The organism is candidate division KSB1 bacterium (genome assembly GCA_022566355.1).
Classification (GTDB): Bacteria; Zhuqueibacterota; JdFR-76; order JdFR-76; family DREG01; genus JADFJB01.
The window spans coordinates 1-16429 of the sequence record JADFJB010000026.1; the positions used below are offsets into that span (position 1 = coordinate 1).

Annotated in this window: 16 protein-coding genes; 6 read left to right on the top strand and 10 right to left on the bottom strand. The window is 42.4% G+C overall.

Annotated features, from left to right (window positions below; genetic code table 11):
- From IIC38_06665 to IIC38_06710, 10 genes are all read right to left on the bottom strand, one after another.
- Positions 1 to 3057, bottom strand: a 3057-nt coding sequence (locus IIC38_06665) for a hypothetical protein (GenBank protein ID MCH8125627.1), incomplete at its 3' end; no start/stop codon positions are given.
- A 475-nt stretch (positions 3058 to 3532) separates the two neighbouring features.
- Positions 3533 to 4516, bottom strand: a complete 984-nt coding sequence (locus tag IIC38_06670) for a hypothetical protein (protein MCH8125628.1) — start codon at positions 4514 to 4516, stop codon at positions 3533 to 3535.
- A 116-nt stretch (positions 4517 to 4632) separates the two neighbouring features.
- Positions 4633 to 5736 (bottom strand): hypothetical protein, encoded by a 1104-nt coding sequence (locus IIC38_06675; protein ID MCH8125629.1) that lies wholly within the window; start codon positions 5734 to 5736, stop codon positions 4633 to 4635.
- 103 nt (positions 5737 to 5839) lie between these two features.
- The gene (locus IIC38_06680) at positions 5840 to 6121 is read right to left on the bottom strand and encodes a hypothetical protein (protein ID MCH8125630.1); all 282 of its coding nucleotides are present in this window, start codon (positions 6119 to 6121) and stop codon (positions 5840 to 5842) included.
- A gap of 92 nt (positions 6122 to 6213) precedes the next feature.
- Complete coding sequence (locus IIC38_06685) at positions 6214 to 7185, bottom strand: xanthine dehydrogenase family protein subunit M (protein MCH8125631.1); 972 nt, start codon at positions 7183 to 7185, stop codon at positions 6214 to 6216.
- Positions 7186 to 7196: 11 nt separating this feature from the next.
- Entirely contained in the window at positions 7197 to 9287 is a 2091-nt protein-coding gene (locus tag IIC38_06690; GenBank protein MCH8125632.1) for a xanthine dehydrogenase family protein molybdopterin-binding subunit, read from the bottom strand.
- A 30-nt stretch (positions 9288 to 9317) separates the two neighbouring features.
- Positions 9318 to 9953 (bottom strand): 2Fe-2S iron-sulfur cluster binding domain-containing protein, encoded by a 636-nt coding sequence (locus tag IIC38_06695; protein MCH8125633.1) that lies wholly within the window; start codon positions 9951 to 9953, stop codon positions 9318 to 9320.
- Positions 9954 to 10197: 244 nt separating this feature from the next.
- Positions 10198 to 10341, bottom strand: coding sequence for a hypothetical protein (locus tag IIC38_06700; GenBank protein MCH8125634.1), 144 nt, complete (start codon positions 10339 to 10341; stop codon positions 10198 to 10200).
- Between the two features lie 54 nt (positions 10342 to 10395).
- On the bottom strand, positions 10396 to 10623 hold the full coding sequence (locus tag IIC38_06705; protein MCH8125635.1) for a type II toxin-antitoxin system VapB family antitoxin: 228 nt from the start codon (positions 10621 to 10623) through the stop codon (positions 10396 to 10398).
- Positions 10624 to 10802: 179 nt separating this feature from the next.
- Entirely contained in the window at positions 10803 to 11015 is a 213-nt protein-coding gene (locus IIC38_06710) for a hypothetical protein (protein MCH8125636.1), read from the bottom strand.
- A 351-nt stretch (positions 11016 to 11366) separates the two neighbouring features.
- On the opposite strand from IIC38_06710, the gene IIC38_06715 reads away from it, so the two are divergent.
- The 6 genes from IIC38_06715 (at position 11367) to IIC38_06740 (ending at position 16317) form a co-directional block, all read left to right on the top strand.
- Positions 11367 to 11891, top strand: coding sequence for an acyltransferase (locus tag IIC38_06715; GenBank protein ID MCH8125637.1), 525 nt, complete (start codon positions 11367 to 11369; stop codon positions 11889 to 11891).
- A gap of 235 nt (positions 11892 to 12126) precedes the next feature.
- Positions 12127 to 13434 (top strand): hypothetical protein, encoded by a 1308-nt coding sequence (locus IIC38_06720; GenBank protein ID MCH8125638.1) that lies wholly within the window; start codon positions 12127 to 12129, stop codon positions 13432 to 13434.
- Positions 13435 to 13688: 254 nt separating this feature from the next.
- The gene (locus IIC38_06725; protein ID MCH8125639.1) at positions 13689 to 14108 is read left to right on the top strand and encodes a hypothetical protein; all 420 of its coding nucleotides are present in this window, start codon (positions 13689 to 13691) and stop codon (positions 14106 to 14108) included.
- A gap of 376 nt (positions 14109 to 14484) precedes the next feature.
- On the top strand, positions 14485 to 15393 hold the full coding sequence (locus tag IIC38_06730) for a cell envelope integrity protein TolA (protein MCH8125640.1): 909 nt from the start codon (positions 14485 to 14487) through the stop codon (positions 15391 to 15393).
- 84 nt (positions 15394 to 15477) lie between these two features.
- Positions 15478 to 16071, top strand: coding sequence for a DinB family protein (locus IIC38_06735; GenBank protein ID MCH8125641.1), 594 nt, complete (start codon positions 15478 to 15480; stop codon positions 16069 to 16071).
- Between the two features lie 33 nt (positions 16072 to 16104).
- Positions 16105 to 16317, top strand: coding sequence for an MmcQ/YjbR family DNA-binding protein (locus IIC38_06740; GenBank protein ID MCH8125642.1), 213 nt, complete (start codon positions 16105 to 16107; stop codon positions 16315 to 16317).
- Positions 16318 to 16429: the final 112 nt, after the last annotated feature.

Consider the following 16429-nt stretch of genomic DNA (forward strand, 5'->3'; position numbering starts at 1 on the left):
AAAATCCATTCCCTGGTCCCGTGCCCAGGATTCGAAAGACATCACCACTCCTTTCAGAAAGGTGATGAAATTACCCGGACTCGCCTGCAGCTGCGCCTTGCCGCTTTCCAGCTTCGACAAATCGAGCAACTCATTTATGAGACGGAGCAGGCGCTGGGCATTACGCCGGATTAGCGCCAGCTTCTTTTTGCCGCCTTCAGTGGCTTCCTCCATCAGTTGCTCTGTGGGTCCAAGAATCAAGGTCAGAGGCGTGCGGAATTCGTGGGAAATGTTGGCGAAAAAGTCAGACTTGACATTGTCGAGCTCCTTGAGCTTCTCGGCTTCGACATGCTTTAATTCAGCCTGATGCTTGAGTTGCTGGCGGCTTATTTCAAAACGGCGACCGCCATAGAGAACTCCGAAAAAGCCGAGCAAATAAAGCAAGTAAGCTAATTTCGTTCGCCACCACGGTGGGGTAATGATTATTTTTAGCGCTACTCCTTCCTCATTCCAAACCCCGTCGCTGTTGGCGGCTCGCACGCGAAAGACATATTTGCCCCAGGGCATTCCGGTGTAATGGGCGATGCGGTTCGTACTATTGTCGATCCATTCTTTATCATAGTTTTCCATTTTAAAAGCGTAGCGGTTTTTCTTCGGTGCGCGAAAATCCAGGGCTGTCATCTCAAATGCAAGGGTATTCTGGTGGAAGGGTAGCTCTAAATTCTCAGTAAGGCTGATGTGCTTATCCAGTGGTGAATTGTTTTCGCTCACGAAAACTGGCTCATAATTGATTTGAAGGCCTGAGATCAGAACCGGCGGATCGCTTTTGTTCTCCTTGATGTTGTCGGGATGAAAAATGCTAAACCCTTTGGGACCTGTAAAAATAAGTTCTCCATTGGCCGTCTTCGCCGCGTTCTGGCCATAGAAGAAAGTGAAATCATTGCCGTGCAAGCCGTCCGCCTGATCGTAGGTACGAACACTCTTGATTTCACGGCTCTCCCGGTCCAGGATTATTTTCGAAATTCCATTATCGGTAGCCAGCCAGAGATGTCCCTTTTCGTCAGTGAGGATGGAAGAAACATGATTACTCGGCAAGCCATCCCGTATGGTGAAGTGCCGAAAAGTCTCCTGCTCGATATCGAAACGATTCAAACCTCCTTCTTCGGTACCAAGCCAGAGGTAACGCTTGGGGAAACGGGGATCGAGACAAATGGCCTTTACTGAATTGCTGCTCAAGGAAAGTTTATCTTTAGCATCGTGTTGATATAGCCTAAAAGATGCCTGCTTTTCCTCAAAACGCAATAAGCCATAGCCGGTAGCAATCCAAAAAACACCCGGCTGTCCATTCTTAATATCGTAGAAATAGTAATTCAGGCGTGCTCCGTAATCGCCGGTCCAGGAATCATATTGAAATTTTCTGGCCTCGAGGTTTTCCAGGTTGATCTTATAAAGAACAGCGTCCGTCCGGCTTTTCAGCTCACTACCGTATTTCAAAAGTAAGGGAGCCCATATATTTCCATCACCATCCCCGGTAATTGCACTTGCATTTACCGCAACTTCCCTGCCAAATTTGATAGGTTGCTCCAGAACCTCACGATCGGGATTGTAGCGGAACAGACCTCTCCCCTCAGTCCCAAACCAAACATGGCCTGTAGCGTCTTCAAAAGCGCAATTGATATATGTAAAGCCTCCATCATTAAACATAGGCTGTGGAATCAAATTCATCTCCCCGCTGGCACGATCACATCGATAGAGTTCTTTTACTGCAATCCACAGGTTTTGATGCGAATCCTCAAAAACAAATCGCATATTTACCAGATTGGATTGCAATCGATTCAAAACAGGGTTATAGGCTGAAAACTGTAATGCCGAATCGTATTTGTACAGGCCGTGCCAAACCGTTCCCAGCCATACCACACCTGCTTCATCCTGAATGATGACGGATGGGGAAACATCAGTTTCTCCCTCCTCTTCAGTAATTTTGATCCTCTGAAATAATTTTGAAACGGGGTCAAAATTGATCAGACCCGTTTCGCCAATCCAAAACCAGGTTGGCACATGGTTAGGAATTTCAAACAGGGCGGAGTCAATGAAATAATCTCCGGGCAGGGTATAGCTTTCTACTGTCCACAGACCATTCGATCCATCAATCCTGTGAAAGTTATCCATGAGCACCCAAATAACGCCACTGCGGTCACAAATCAGATTCTTGACATATTGTTCTGGCAGGTGGTTCGGAGCGCCCGGTTCCTCAGGAAAAAAGCTAAAAGTATAAGACATATGTGTTGAGTTGTTCGAGGCTTCAGACTCAGGAAGCTTTGTTAGCCACCCCAATCCACCTTCAGTACCCACCCATATAATACCCTGATCATCAACCACGAGTCGAGTGATTCTGTTTTTCAGGCTTTCCGGATGGCCCTCATCCGGTAACAATCGGGTTACTTGCGCCATAGAAGTGTCAGCCGCTAGAATGGGACTTGAGCCGATGGAAACGAGCTGATCAGGATACGGGATGCGAAACAATCCGGACAAAGTACCAACCCAAATCGCCGCTGTGGAATCTTCGCAAATAGTTCTCACCCGAAGAGGGCCATTTACCAGCGTCTGGAGATCAAAACGCGAAAAAGTCTCAGTCTCGGGATGGAAGCGGTTGAGGCCGTTTAAAGTTCCAATCCACAACCAACCACGGGAGTCCTCAAATAATGTTTCTACCCCAGAACTGGACAGTGAACTCGAATCATCAGGATCATGCTTAAAGGATTGAAACGTGTATCCATCATATCTTACCAACCCACCATCAAGTGTGCCAATCCACAAGTATCCCTGGTGGTCCTGTAGAAGACTGGTGATTCGAGTCTGTGTGAATCCTGCATCCGCTCCAAGGCGTTCAAAACGAGGATAGATATTTTGGGTGAAATGAGTATTTGTTTCTGTTACTATATTTTGTGCAATGCTTAAGTTCGTTATGCTACTTAGTATTATAGAGAGACCCAGTGATAAAATGATATTAATATTAAATCTGTATTTACCCCATTGTTGTGAATTTAATATTTTTACAAAAGCAGTAGAACGATTCATTAAACCATTAATTCAATTCGAATGTCACAAATAACAAAGGCTGCTTAGTGTATCGGTAAAATTTATTATGAGTTTAGGTCATTACCATGCAATGTGAATATACAAATTTAGCAACAGACATCCAAGACTATAATGTGTAATTAGCTATTTTTTTAAAAGGAAAGGAAAGTTCTTGGTGTTAACGAGAGAACGCAAGAATTAAATCTTAACTAGTGATTGAACGAAAACTCAGAAAACAATGTCAATTCGGCATTTTTTAAGACGGAATCTCATTATTCCAATCTGGAAGATTCCCGATAAAAGCATTCGGGAATGACAGAAAGGTTGTTTTCGTTCAGACACTAACTAAATAAAGTTAATAAAACATCGGGATCTTTAAGCCCCTGTATTCTATCGCTCTTCAGCATAAAAACCGTTTTTCTTTGAGAAAGTCGGATACTAATCTGATCTTTGCCTCAATTATTTTACACATCCGCTACTTCCCCGGCCCATGCGCCTTCTCATAAGTCTGCAAGGAGTGCATCAATGCTGTGGCTTGTTTGAAAGCGACCTGGATAGATTCTTTCTGGTATGGGCTAAGCATTGCATCTGTCACTATCGTCGGCACACCTTCCTGATCGACAGCATGGCAGGTGCCGCATTTTATCGGTCCGGCATGGCCATCCGGATTCAGCGCCTTCGCCTGGCTTAAACTGACCGGATCGGCGCCTTTCTCGGTTACCGGGTATAATCCATGAGTACTTTGGTGGCAGCTCTGGCACGAGATACCGCGGTGGCCTTTGCTGTAACGCATCAGGCTAAACTTCTCCACCTGGTCGATGGGCCCGTAAATGCCGCCCATATTTTCCACGAAAGGCGGGTTGTGGCAGTCGGCGCATTTGGGTTCGCCAGCCGCGAGCCAGAAATCCTTGCCATCATCGATAATGCGATAGGGATCGGATGGCGTATCGGTCCAAATGGCTTTGATGCCATCACTCGTGGTTTTCGGATCGAAAAAATCCTCCGCGGAAAAATTGGCGTATCGTCCGTTTTCCATACGTCGCATCGTAGTCACTATTTGATCTAGAGAACGATTTCGAAGTGTCGATCCTGTCAATGCAAGCACATTATCCAGCGTATCCGCTTTGTACAATAGTCGTGAGGCAACATTATGACAATTGGTGCAGTACATGCCTTTACCATCCATCAAAACATTTTCCTGGATCCACTTCCCTATCGAATTCAAATGTTTTTGAGTTCCCAGCACTTTGCCGGAATTCGCATTCGAGTGCAGATCACGACCCAGAAAACAACCGCCGCGATAATCGCGAATATCGCCGCCACGGAAATGACCTTCATCATTTATCGGGTATTCCGCCAAACTGCCAGACTGCACATGGGCAGGGTGACAGCCCTGGCAATTTGCGGTTCGGCCGTTTATATCCGGATCCAGCGCTTTCTCCAAATGAAGCAGATGCATTGCTTCTGAAAGGGACGAAATTGTTTCTCCGTTCGGTTTTTTCGCGCCCTGTAATTGCCCGACGATATTATCGGCGTGGCATGCCTGGCACCGTACTGGTTGACGACCAAGCCGGGTCACCGATGCACCCGTGCGATTATCAGGATCGTAGCTTTTAAGAAATTCGGTGTCATGTTTGTCATCGTGGATTTCCAGGAGTGAAATGGAGGCAGCTTTAATTTTCGCGTAATAATCTGTCGTATTCGGGAATGTATTTTCCAAAAATTAAACTCTTTTTCCCAAAGATTGTACTTCTCTCCATTAGCCCGTTTTGAAGCATGACATTTCTGACAACCCGGTACATCGATTGGGTTGGCGCCAAAAAAGGTTATCGGTTCTTTGGTTCGGGGATCATTCTCAATCGTCACTTCATGTTTTTGCGGAATGGAATCCGCATTCTGATCCTGCCAAACAGCCAATGAAACCGAGGCTTTTTGATAGGGCCGAATAATTTCTTCGGTTGCTTCCCGGATATTTCCGATGGAGCCATCGTAAAAAGGGGTTAATGGCAAACCGAGCGCTTCCCAATATCCACGCATAGCTAAAACCAATGGCGTTTCTGAGATGCCATCATTGGTAACCGTGTAGAGAACGGTGCCATCCGGTCCGGTATAATCCAATTTACCGTGACTCATTGGTTTACCGGTTGGACCATGATCCTGCGGAATTGCCAGGTCGGTTCCTAAATACAACTTTGTTAACTTGCCGGTCGGGTATGGCATATACCGGAGCGGTCTTTCTTCATATGTAAAAAGATGTTGAAAGTATGCATTGGCAAAAGAGTCGCTTGGATCCTGGACATCGCCGTCGCCATTCACGTCTACGGGCACATTCCAATACAACATTTTGGGGCCTTCAGAATAGGTGTTGTCCACATGCTCATACCAAAGAATCAAATGATCCGCTTGTAAGTCGGTTTCAGTAAGAATTACAGGTTTCGCCATAGGTGAATCTGCAGTTTTAATAATTTGAGCGAGGATGCTATTATAAGGTGGCAAAATACAACAATAAGAAAGATCGAAGCCGGTACAATGCATACCTAAATCATAATGGATCGTGATCACATATTCTCGACTGGGAATTTTGATTTGGGATATGGTTTGCGCAAGGGCTGGCGGGGAGTACGCAACCAAGTGCAGTATTGAAAATAAAGGAAATAAAAATTTTAGGTTCGTTTTCATTAAAAACATTTTTAGACAGGATAAACAGGATTATCAGGATAATAATCCAGTATATCTTGTTAATCCTGTCAAAAAAGAAAAAACAGCTATTAAAAGAGATTATTTAAGAAAGATTGTCTTCGTAATTTTTCCGGTCATTCGAGGCCACAGGGATGCTTGACAGTAATGGTTGAAAGCAAACCCTGTTGGGCGTACAATCTTCCGGGCAAACCACATCGTCATCGGGGCCAATGGGGTGGAGTGTTTTTAAGCAAAAGTATTGGTTGTACGGGTGATGAACTTCCATATAATGTTCATCAAGCATATCCGGAACATAACTGGCTTTAGTGCGCATACTCTTACAGATTGGCAGTTCCGGATGATCCGGATTTTTAATAAAAGACATGCTGAACCTCGATTTTTATGAAATTTATTAACTTCAAATTAGTTTTTCCAACTTGGCGTTCTTCGCGTCTTTGCGGTTAAAAAAATTATCATTTAACTCAAACTCTGCAATGCTCGCCGCACCAGGTTTTCGGTCAATTGAATTTTATAGCCATTATGTTGCAACGGCAGCGCATTAGCTACAGATACAGAAGCAGCGTTCTCGATATTGGCTGCATTTAAGGTTTTACCTTCCAGCTCCGCTTCGGAATTTTTTACCCGCCAGGGTATCGACGCAACACCACCCAGCACGATACGGGCTTTTTGCACCCGGTTGCCACTCATCTGCAAAACAGCAGCTACACTACTGATGGCGAAATCCATAGATTGTTTTTCACGGAATTTAAGATAAGTGGATCGTGTTCCTCGTGCAGGTTCCGGGATCATTATTTTTGTGACAACCTGGTTCGCCTTTAAAATATTTTCACGCCTGAGATTATCCACTGGTAATTGAAAAAAGTCTGCAATGGCTGTCTCCTGGGTTCCTGATGCTCCAAGAATCTCGATACTGGCTGCAAGCGCCATAAGCGCCGGTGCAGAATCAGACGGGTGGACAATAAAGCTGGGACCGCCGCCCAATATTGCGTTGTATTGATTGAGACCCTCGACAGAATAGCATTTACTCCCGCCTTTTTTAAGGCATGGAAACTCTTTACCACGAAAATACCAACAACGCGGTCGTTGGCATATATTTCCGCCAATTGTACCCATATTACGCAATTGCGGGGTGGCTACGGAAGCTGCAGCTTCGGATAAAACTGCATACTTTCCTTGAATTTTTGGATCAGCTGCAATTGTAGCAATGGTGGTTAAAGCGCCGATTTCTATGCCATTGCCATTACTTATCCCGTAAAGATCTTTAATATTTTTGATATTCACAACCCGCTTGGGCTCGATTAATCTTTCCTTTAGCATATCGAGTAAATCTGTTCCACCTGCCAGGATCGCACTTTCACCCCATCTGGGTCCCAAAAGCTCCGGTAAATCAGCTAGATGTTTTGCGTTGACATATTCAAACTTATTCATGATGAACCTCCTTATCGGCCATTGGTTGAAGGTGTGAGTGCAGTTAACACTTTATCCGGAGTCATCGGTAATTCACGAATACGCACTCCGATAGCGTTGTAAACCGCATTTGCTATTGCCGCCGCTGTCGGTATCGTTGGCGGTTCTCCTATTCCTATAACACCGCGTTCCGGTTCATCATGAAATATGACTTCAATTTCAGGCGTTTCCATCGTACCTAGAATTTTGTAATTCTCGAACTCAGCATTGACCTGGACTCCTGTAATCGGATCCATTTGTCTGTTTTCGTAAAGAGCGTAACTTACACCTTGAACAACAGCTCCATTGATCTGACTCTCGGTAGTAAGTCGATCAAGAATCAAGCCGCAATCATGAACAGCTACGATTTTGATCACATCAATTCGACCGGTTTCAATATCCACCTCAACTTCTGCAAACTGGCAGCCGGCAACACCGGCTGAAGAAAGACCTTCGACCCATTCACCATGGACTTCGAGTGATTCGGAATCCAGCAGGCTGCAGATTTCTTTCCAGGTTAGTTTTTTATTTGCAGCCCCACGAACCGAAACTTCTCCGTTTCCCCATTCAATTTCGGTAGGCTGAACTCCAAAATGATTCGCCGCTAATTCTATTAGTTTGGCTTTCGCTTTTTCTGTGGTATTTTTGATAGCCGGCGCCACAGAGGGAGCAGTGGTGCTTCCTCCCGAGCCACCTGACCGTGGATAGTTTGTATCCCCTACCAGTGATCGGATTTGATTTATCTTCAACCCTAGTTCCTCTGCGGCGATGGCTGCAATAATCGTACGGGTGCCGGTGCCAATATCCTGGGTGCCACATTTTACTTCAACTCCACCATCCGGAAAAACCGTCATTGTTGCTTTTGTACCCCTGCCTCCAGTCGACCAGATACTGGCGCCTAAACCTAAACCTCGCTTCAATGGTCCGCTACCGCTGCCAGGTGTTTTATTGCGTTTATTCCAGCTAATTCTTTCTGCACCTTTTCGCCACTCTTGTAACCTGGTTTGATTGGTATCGACTTTTAGCCGCAAATCCAGGGGATCCATTCCTAATTTTTCCGCTAATTCATCCATGATTTGCTCCATGGCAAAGGATGACTGCGGACGACCGGGAGCCCTAAAAGGCCGGGCAGATCCGGCATTGGTAAATACATCGAAATGTTCATGTTTCCAATTCGGAAATTCATAAACAAATGGAAGGAGTGTTCTTGCGTTGGAACTGATACCCGGGGTACCCCAACTTGTTGCTGAGAATGCGACCAACTCACCGTCTTTCTTTGCGCCCGCTTTAATTTTTTGAATACTGTCGGGGCGATTCCCGGCTACCAAAAAATCCTGTTTACGAGTTAACATGAGATGTACTGGTGCATTGGCCTGTTTGGACAATTTTGCAGCAATAGCCGAATAACTCCCTGGCTGAAGCTTGCTGCCAAACCCCCCTCCCATGTGTTGGCATATCACTCGTACTTTACTCTCCGGCATTTCCAAAAACTTCGCTAAGCCTTCACGAACACCATGAACCGCCTGGGTCGAATCCCAAACAATAAGCTCATCACCTTCCCACATAGCCACACTGCCGTGAGTTTCCAGGCTAGACTGGGTTTGTACCTGGGTTCGAAATTCATCTTCGACAATCACATCTGCCTGGGCAAAACCCGCCTCCACATCACCCTCGCCACGAACTCTCGGATCGCGAATATTGCTCCGATTTGTAAATACTCTTGGAGCGCCGTCTTTCATAGCCGCATCCAAATCGGCTGCAAACGGCAATACTTCATATTTCACATCAAATAATTCCAGGGCATCTTTAGCGATTTCGGCAGTAGTTGCCGCAACCGCTGCGACATCTTCACCAACATAGCGCAAAGTTCCAGTGGGATGGACATCTGTTAAGACGGCTTTCACGCCCGGCAGCCTGCGCACTTTTGAATCATCTATACTGATGATTTTTGCAGCAGGATGAGGCGAAGACAGGATAGCGCCATATAGCATGCCCTTAGGATTTTGATCATACACATACTTCGCTTGACCCGTAACTTTTTCGGCTCCATCCAGACGAGGATAACGTTTGCTCAGTATTGACATTTGATTGAGAGGTTTCCAATTCGCCATGGCTCACACTCCTTTCCGCATTGTTTTTGCAGCTGCTTGTACAGCTTCAAACAATTTAGGATACGTTCCACATCGACAGGTATTACCGGAAAGTCCTTGTTTAATTTGGTCCAGAGTAGGATTTAAATTATTTTGCAACAAGGTCGTTGCAGCCATAACAAATCCGGGAGTACAAAAACCACACATAAGTGCATCCTTTTCTATAAAAGCCTGTTGCACGACTGTCAACTGATCTCCTTTTGCCAACCCTTCAATGGTCACGATCTTTTTTCCGCGCAAGTCAAGGGCAAGCGACATGCATGAAAGCACAAGTTCACCATCGACATGGACAGTACAAGCGCCGCATTGTCCGCGGTCGCAGACTTCTTTGCTGCCGGTAAGTTCCAGTTTTTCCCGCAACGCACATAGCAGAGTTGTCCTGGGCTCGACAGTAACGCTTTGGTTTTTGCCATTGATATTTAGTTGAATGGTTTGCGAACCAGCAATAATTTCCGCATCCGGGTTAAAGATGGCTGCGGCCGCTTCTTTGGTGAGCAGACCGCCACTGGTAATTGCGGCAGTTGTTGCAATTCCCCCACCCACTCCTTTGAGAAATTTCCTTCGGGAAACTTTTCCGTTGGTTTTGCTCTCTTCGGGCATGGCAATGCTCCTTTAATTGGTTTGATAAGATTTGGTTGGTATGATGAATTCTACGAAATTTTTAAGGGATAAGCAAGAGAATTATTGAGGGTTTTTTATTTTTAAATTATGATTAAGAATTTACCAACTGGTTTCAGTAAATATGAATTAAATCCTTTCGGTTTTTGACCACATTTAATTTTTGTGTTCTGATGCGCTAAAGCTACGGTTCACATAACTTGTATTAACTGTTTTAATTTCAATGCTAGGGTCTAATCTTCTGTTTTCCCGACAATTCTCTCTGTCTCTTTCGTAACGATTCTGTTTGGTTTTTCCAAAAGGTTAATTCCTCTTTTGGTGTTAAACCCGCAATTTTCTTTTTGATTTTTTCAGCAGCTTTGTTTTTCATTTCTACACAATCGTACTCTTTTACTCATACTTGATTACCTCCAGAGATGAAATTTCACTGTACCTGCCTCTGCTTTTTATAAACATAATCTGGATCATAATCTACTTTCCCAAATAAATTCAATATCTGCATTTGTTTTTTGCGTTGAATGCACTCTTGAAGCGCTTTGGTCACGACTGCCTTTTTGGTCTTGTGTTTTCCAATCAACTGAGCTTTTTCAATTAGTTTATCATCTATGGCAAGGTTATCGGCATTATATTTTTCTTTTAAGAAATTGCACATTTTAATGTGTAATATCAAGAAATAAATATTATGCTTATCGCAGTTCTTTGAGAAGATTTACGATAGCGGCTTCCACCTGTACATCTGTGCCATTACAATAGCGGATATCCATTGGCACGCTAATGTCCGGTTCTACACCACCCCCCCCTCCAACCTTACACCATCGATTCTTGAATCCATTACTGCCAGAAAGAGTCGACCGCCGCTTTGCAGATCCAATAGCTGGCTTTCAATTTCGGAAACTTAGCATTGAAATGTGGCATCGTAAAAATTGTTTTCAACAATTGACAAATCTCATCAAAAACATCCTGATAACCAGGTTCCCTATCGGTTGAATCATTGAATGAAGCGGCAATACCCGTAAAAAAGATAATACCCAAAACTAAAATCAATTCTTATTCAAGAAGAAGTATATCATTCTACGTTTTGATCTTGAAGTCATACCCTTTTTCTTTTTCTGATTGTTCTATAAAGTTTTGAAGTCCTCATTCATTCGAGTAATTTTTAACCTACATAGTTCATATCGTTTTAACCGGAAAACACACAGTTTTACCATATTTGTAAAAATTAAAAAACCTTTGCTTTCTTGCAAACTCTGCGTTTCATTTTCATTATAAATAAACTAAATTTATTTTAAAAGGATAAACTCCCTTCGGCAATAAATGGATCAAAAACATTGCAAAAATAGTCCCTGCCGGTTAAATTAATCAAATTCAAATTAATTAAATAAAACAACTTGAACGATGAGAATTTTATTTAAATACATCAGGATATTATTTTCTTTGGTGTTGTGGACGCAAATTATTCGTGCGATTAGAATTTTTCTGCATAGCAATGTTTATGGTATCATGCAGCTGGGTGCCATTGGAAAAGGCACCTCTATTCTACCATCTGCACATTTAGCCTATTCCCACAATATTTTCCTGGGAAACAATGTGATCATCAACCGATCTGTGTATGTCTGGGCGGGAGAGACTTCCAAAATTGTCATTGGCGATGACTCGGCGCTTGCACCGGAAGCATTTGTCAGTTCAAGAAGTTATGGTATAAAAAAAGGAGAATTAATCTGGACCCAACCGCCTATTGAAAAGGATGTAGTCATCGGTAAAAACGTCTGGGTGGGCACGAAAGCAGTTATCTTACCTGGTGTTCATATTGGAGATGGAGCCATTATAGCAGCCGGAGCAATTGTTACAAAAGATGTGGAAGCGAATACAATTGTTGCGGGAGTGCCGGCAAAGAAAATCAAAGAAAGAACTTACGAATAGGTAAATCTATCCTGTTGAAATTTATAAGTGTTCGAAATAACCCATGAACAAATTACAAAACTCAAATAACTAATCTAGATGTTCATTTTTAGACAGGATAAACAGGATTATCAGGATAAAAATCCAGTATATCTTGTTAATCCTGTCAAAAAAGACAACCTGGCTTTTATCGGAATAATTAAGATTTTATTTGAGAGTTGATACTTGTAACTTGGAATTTCAAGCTTCTTCCCAAATGAACCAACAATCCGACTTTAAGAAATCAATTAGCCTTCGTAAGTTTCCTTACCCATACAGAGCCGGCTTCACCATCTGCAGCGATATCGATGGGACGACTTTCGAAGATTTTGTTACCATTCACTCTTTCCTAAATTCAAAGGAGAATACGCCTCTTGGTCGGGGACTGGGATTAGAACTGGCCGATTCATTTTGGTTTTATTCAAATCGCAACACGAAAGATCATGCCTTTTGTTATTTTGAGGAGGATAACAAAACGCCATCCAAATATGCACCTGCTATCCGGGAGCTTATCAAAACAGGATATATAGACACTTTACATTCCTACGGAAATTTTAGTAAATTTGGCGGATTCTCCAGGCAGCTAGCCGAACGTTGCCTGGAAGAATTAGATAAACACAGCTTGAAACTCGAAACCTGGGTGAATCATGGCGATGAGTATAATTCACAAAATATCGGTTCCGCCTCATACCAATTAGGAGACAAGCCAGTAGAGTTTATTTCTGCAACTTCCAATTATCATTCAGATATTATGATAGATGCCGGCTTTACTTATTTTTGGGATCAAGAAACTTCGTTGACAAAAATCATTGGCCAGGATCGTCCATTTCAAAGTCATGAAGCCTATTTTAATAACCTGTTAACTCCAGGATTTCCGGATCGCTTCAGGATGCTGGCAAAGTTTGGATTAAATAGATGGAAAAAGGATAAAATTCCTCTGCTACAAAACAATCAATTGCTAAATCAAATTGATCTGGCTGATGGAAACTCTCTACTTCATTTCAAGCGATATGGTTCCGGGCGATATGATTGGAGTGACGATTTACCGTTATTATTACATTCGAAGATGCTAACCCGACTGACTGAAAAGGAAGGATCTTGTATTCTCTATGTTCATTGGGGTGATCGTAAAAACCGAAATGCGCCCCAGCCATTTTCGGCAGCGACTGTTAAAGCGTTTGAATATCTGGCATCGTTGTTTTATTCCGGTAAACTCTGGGTTACCACAACTTGTAAACTTCTTAACAATTCTTTTCTGGTGAATGAAATGGATTGGATCGTTAAAAAAAATGAGAATGGTTATGAAATCAACATTAACGGCCATAATAACCATTCCTTCAAACAAAAAATAATTCAAAAGAACGATCTCCAGGAATTGACATTTTACACTCCAAAACCGGAAGCGACGGTTATCCGATTTAATGATAAAATGATACCCACAACTATCAATCCAAAAGATGAGACAGGTCGGCAAAGTATAACGATCCCTTTGAAGCGATTAGAGTTTCCGACTGATATCATGTGATTTTAAAAACCTGGTAAGGTAAGATCTAATCTAAACTACAGGTATCTCTAAATGGTTTGACCAGCAAATTTTGATGAGATTAATTTATATGCTCGGCGATCTCTGCGTTTAGTTTTCTATTCCCCCCGGAACCACAAAGAATTCCTAATCAAATTCCGTCTAAGTATATATATAAACATAAAACTGAACTATTTTCGAGTAGTATTGACAATTTCCTAAAAATAGATGTGGTGTGTACTGAGCATCATGACGAGATGCACAAGAGAGGAGGATTAACCAAAGGCTTTTCAATAAACTTAATAAAGAAGTATAAGCATGAATGGGAAACGTTCTTAATCAACGAAAGAACGCGGAAAAAATCCCCTCTGGAATCAGAATCCGGGATAGAAAAAATTCTATTCAAATTTGAAATCAGCAAAAGACTATATGAAATACAAGCGATTGAAGATTCGGACACCTTTGCAATTAAGCGAAATCTTGACTTTTTGCACACTCTCTATCTTCTCGAAGGTAGTTCAACATATTCAAAATCTATACTTGAAGGCTTCGATCAATCTGTTATACTATCAGCCATGGGAGATATTAGTAAGACGGCTATGAAAGCACAAGAAATTCATACATACCTTATCCATCTCCCTGGTACAGAAATTGTTGATATTGACAAGCTGATATAGAAAATTTTAAAATAGCCATTGAAATATTTAAAACAATTGGAGTTTTCTCTTGTGAGTTTAATCGACATCCTTTTATCGTTGAAAAACTTGCCACATCATGCGAGCGATTATTTGATGTTATAGCATGGTATAATCAAAGGGCCTTGGCCATGAAATTCATAAAAATGTTAGATAGTACTATTGAGGCTTGTCTTGTCATTGAAGAAGACGAAGAAGAACCATTTGAAGATGCTCTTATTATAATGAGATAAGTTTTTTAATCCTTTAGAATTATTAAAAGGAACAACTTGAAATATTCATTTAATTTTTGTAATATTAACGCCTTCCTGGGTTCATCACTGTCGGTCGGTATTCTAACAAAATAAAGAGGAACATCATGAAATCAAACAGGGTTTCTAAAAATATTTTCTTCATGATCGTATGGACACTTTTTAGCGTTTCACAACTTTTTGGCCAAAATGAGCAGGCCCTTAAGGAGTACTTCGAAGGCAAAATGGTCACCGTAAAATTGGATATGCCCGCTACCCAAAAAGGAATCGACGTTTACCCCCTGCGAAAACCCGTCGTCAATTTTGAAGATTACGGCAATCGAATTAAGGAATTTGGCATATCGGTCACTTCGGGGCAGTCCATTATGGTTACCAAGGTGAGGACCAAGGGTAAGCACATTGAATTTCAACTCGGCGGCGGCGGTTATGGTACATTCTGGGATGAATCGGATAATGTCGATGCGCCTTATGTTGACAAGAGTAAACGGGAAAATCAATTGGATAAGTTAATCAAAAAAGAAACGGATTCGGACAAGAAAAAAGAACTCAGAAAAGAACGGGATGAACTCGAGCGCGATAGAGAGAAAGAACAAAGAAGATTGGAACTGACAGCGGAAGATGCGACCCAGGCCAAGAAAGCCAGGGTGCGAGAAAAAGCCAGTCAAGCTGGTTCACGCTTTAACGTCAGGTATGATTACAAATTGACCCACGCAGAGAAGACCCCGGAATCCATTCTGGCAGCATTAGCTCAATATGTAGATTTTTCCAACCAGGGCGCTGTTTCCGCAACTGCAACAGTATCTGCCGCAAGCATGGAAGTGGCAGAAGAAGTTGTTTTGCACAAAGGCTTATTGTGGGAAGACGTGATGCAGATGTACGGCATGCCCAAGGGTGTATCCGAAAGGATGGAGGGCACACTAAAGGTCATAACATGCAACTTCGAAGATGATGACAACATTATTAAAATGGATTTTGTCGAGAGCGTGCTCATAAAATATACCGTTACTTCGAAATAAAAAGCATCTTAATTTTGTTTGTCTATTTGCAGATCAATCCACAAAACAAGTTCCATAATTAATAACCCAAAAACGGAGGTAATCATGTTTCAAAAATTAGTTCGTCTTTCACTGGCTTTGTTTGTCCTGTGCAGTATTTTATCATTTACTGCAACTGCACAAGATTCGTATGGCAAGAAGTCGGAAATGAAAGGCTTTAAGGCGGAATTCATGACGCAATTCAATGGTGTTGCCGATAAAATTCTGCAGTTAGCAGATGCAATGTCGCAAGAAAATTATACTTGGAGGCCCATGGAGGGTGTGCGTTGTGTGAGTGAGGTATTTATGCATATCGCTGGTGCGAATGTGTTTATGCCCTCTTTTATTGGTGGCGACATGCCAGAAGGTATGGATATGCAGGCAGCCATGAAAATGGAAAAAGAAACCACCAACAAAGATGATGTGAAAAAACATCTCATGAGTTCATTCGACAATGTACGTAAACTTATCAAAAATATGAAAGACGCAGATCTAGACAAAGAGGTAACAATCGAGATGATGCAAATAACCACAACCTACCGCGGACTTTTGTTAATTTTGTCCGGTCATAATAATGAACATCTTGGCCAGTCCATTGCTTATGCCAGGATGAATAAGGTTGTTCCACCCTGGTCCCAACCAAGTGATGATATTGATTAAGCCGGATTTAATAGTCGAATAGTAAAAAGCGTGATGGCAATAGTCTTCACGCTTTTTTTATTATTAACCAAAACCAGTATGGTTACATTCAATTCCATCCAGGAATTTTGCCGGACTTTACCTCATACAACTGAAGATGTAAAATGGGGAACTAATTTGGTTTTTAGTGTTGGGAACAAGATGTATGCGGTCTTGGATTTGGATCACCCGGAAGCGAACTCTGTATCCTTCAAATGTTCTCCATAAGATTACGAAAGATTCATACAACTACCTAATATCATTCCCGCACCTTATGCTGCTCGTTTAATTGGGTGAAGTTAGAAAACCTTACTGCCCTCGAAGAAGACTTGATCTATGA

What these genes read in the sequence shown, in the direction of transcription:
- IIC38_06670 (MCH8125628.1), bottom strand. Translation starts at nt 4,516, where the DNA reads ATGCATCTGCTTCATTTGGAGAAAGCGCTGGATCCGGATATAAACGGC.
- IIC38_06675 (MCH8125629.1), bottom strand. Translation starts at nt 5,736, where the DNA reads ATGAAAACGAACCTAAAATTTTTATTTCCTTTATTTTCAATACTGCAC.
- IIC38_06680 (MCH8125630.1), bottom strand. Translation starts at nt 6,121, where the DNA reads ATGTCTTTTATTAAAAATCCGGATCATCCGGAACTGCCAATCTGTAAG.
- IIC38_06685 (MCH8125631.1), bottom strand. Translation starts at nt 7,185, where the DNA reads ATGAATAAGTTTGAATATGTCAACGCAAAACATCTAGCTGATTTACCG.
- IIC38_06690 (MCH8125632.1), bottom strand. Translation starts at nt 9,287, where the DNA reads ATGTCAATACTGAGCAAACGTTATCCTCGTCTGGATGGAGCCGAAAAA.
- IIC38_06695 (MCH8125633.1), bottom strand. Translation starts at nt 9,953, where the DNA reads ATGCCCGAAGAGAGCAAAACCAACGGAAAAGTTTCCCGAAGGAAATTT.
- IIC38_06700 (MCH8125634.1), bottom strand. Translation starts at nt 10,341, where the DNA reads ATGAAAAACAAAGCTGCTGAAAAAATCAAAAAGAAAATTGCGGGTTTA.
- IIC38_06705 (MCH8125635.1), bottom strand. Translation starts at nt 10,623, where the DNA reads ATGTGCAATTTCTTAAAAGAAAAATATAATGCCGATAACCTTGCCATA.
- IIC38_06715 (MCH8125637.1), top strand. Translation starts at nt 11,367, where the DNA reads ATGAGAATTTTATTTAAATACATCAGGATATTATTTTCTTTGGTGTTG.
- IIC38_06720 (MCH8125638.1), top strand. Translation starts at nt 12,127, where the DNA reads ATGAACCAACAATCCGACTTTAAGAAATCAATTAGCCTTCGTAAGTTT.
- IIC38_06725 (MCH8125639.1), top strand. Translation starts at nt 13,689, where the DNA reads ATGCACAAGAGAGGAGGATTAACCAAAGGCTTTTCAATAAACTTAATA.
- IIC38_06730 (MCH8125640.1), top strand. Translation starts at nt 14,485, where the DNA reads ATGAAATCAAACAGGGTTTCTAAAAATATTTTCTTCATGATCGTATGG.
- IIC38_06735 (MCH8125641.1), top strand. Translation starts at nt 15,478, where the DNA reads ATGTTTCAAAAATTAGTTCGTCTTTCACTGGCTTTGTTTGTCCTGTGC.
- IIC38_06740 (MCH8125642.1), top strand. Translation starts at nt 16,105, where the DNA reads ATGGCAATAGTCTTCACGCTTTTTTTATTATTAACCAAAACCAGTATG.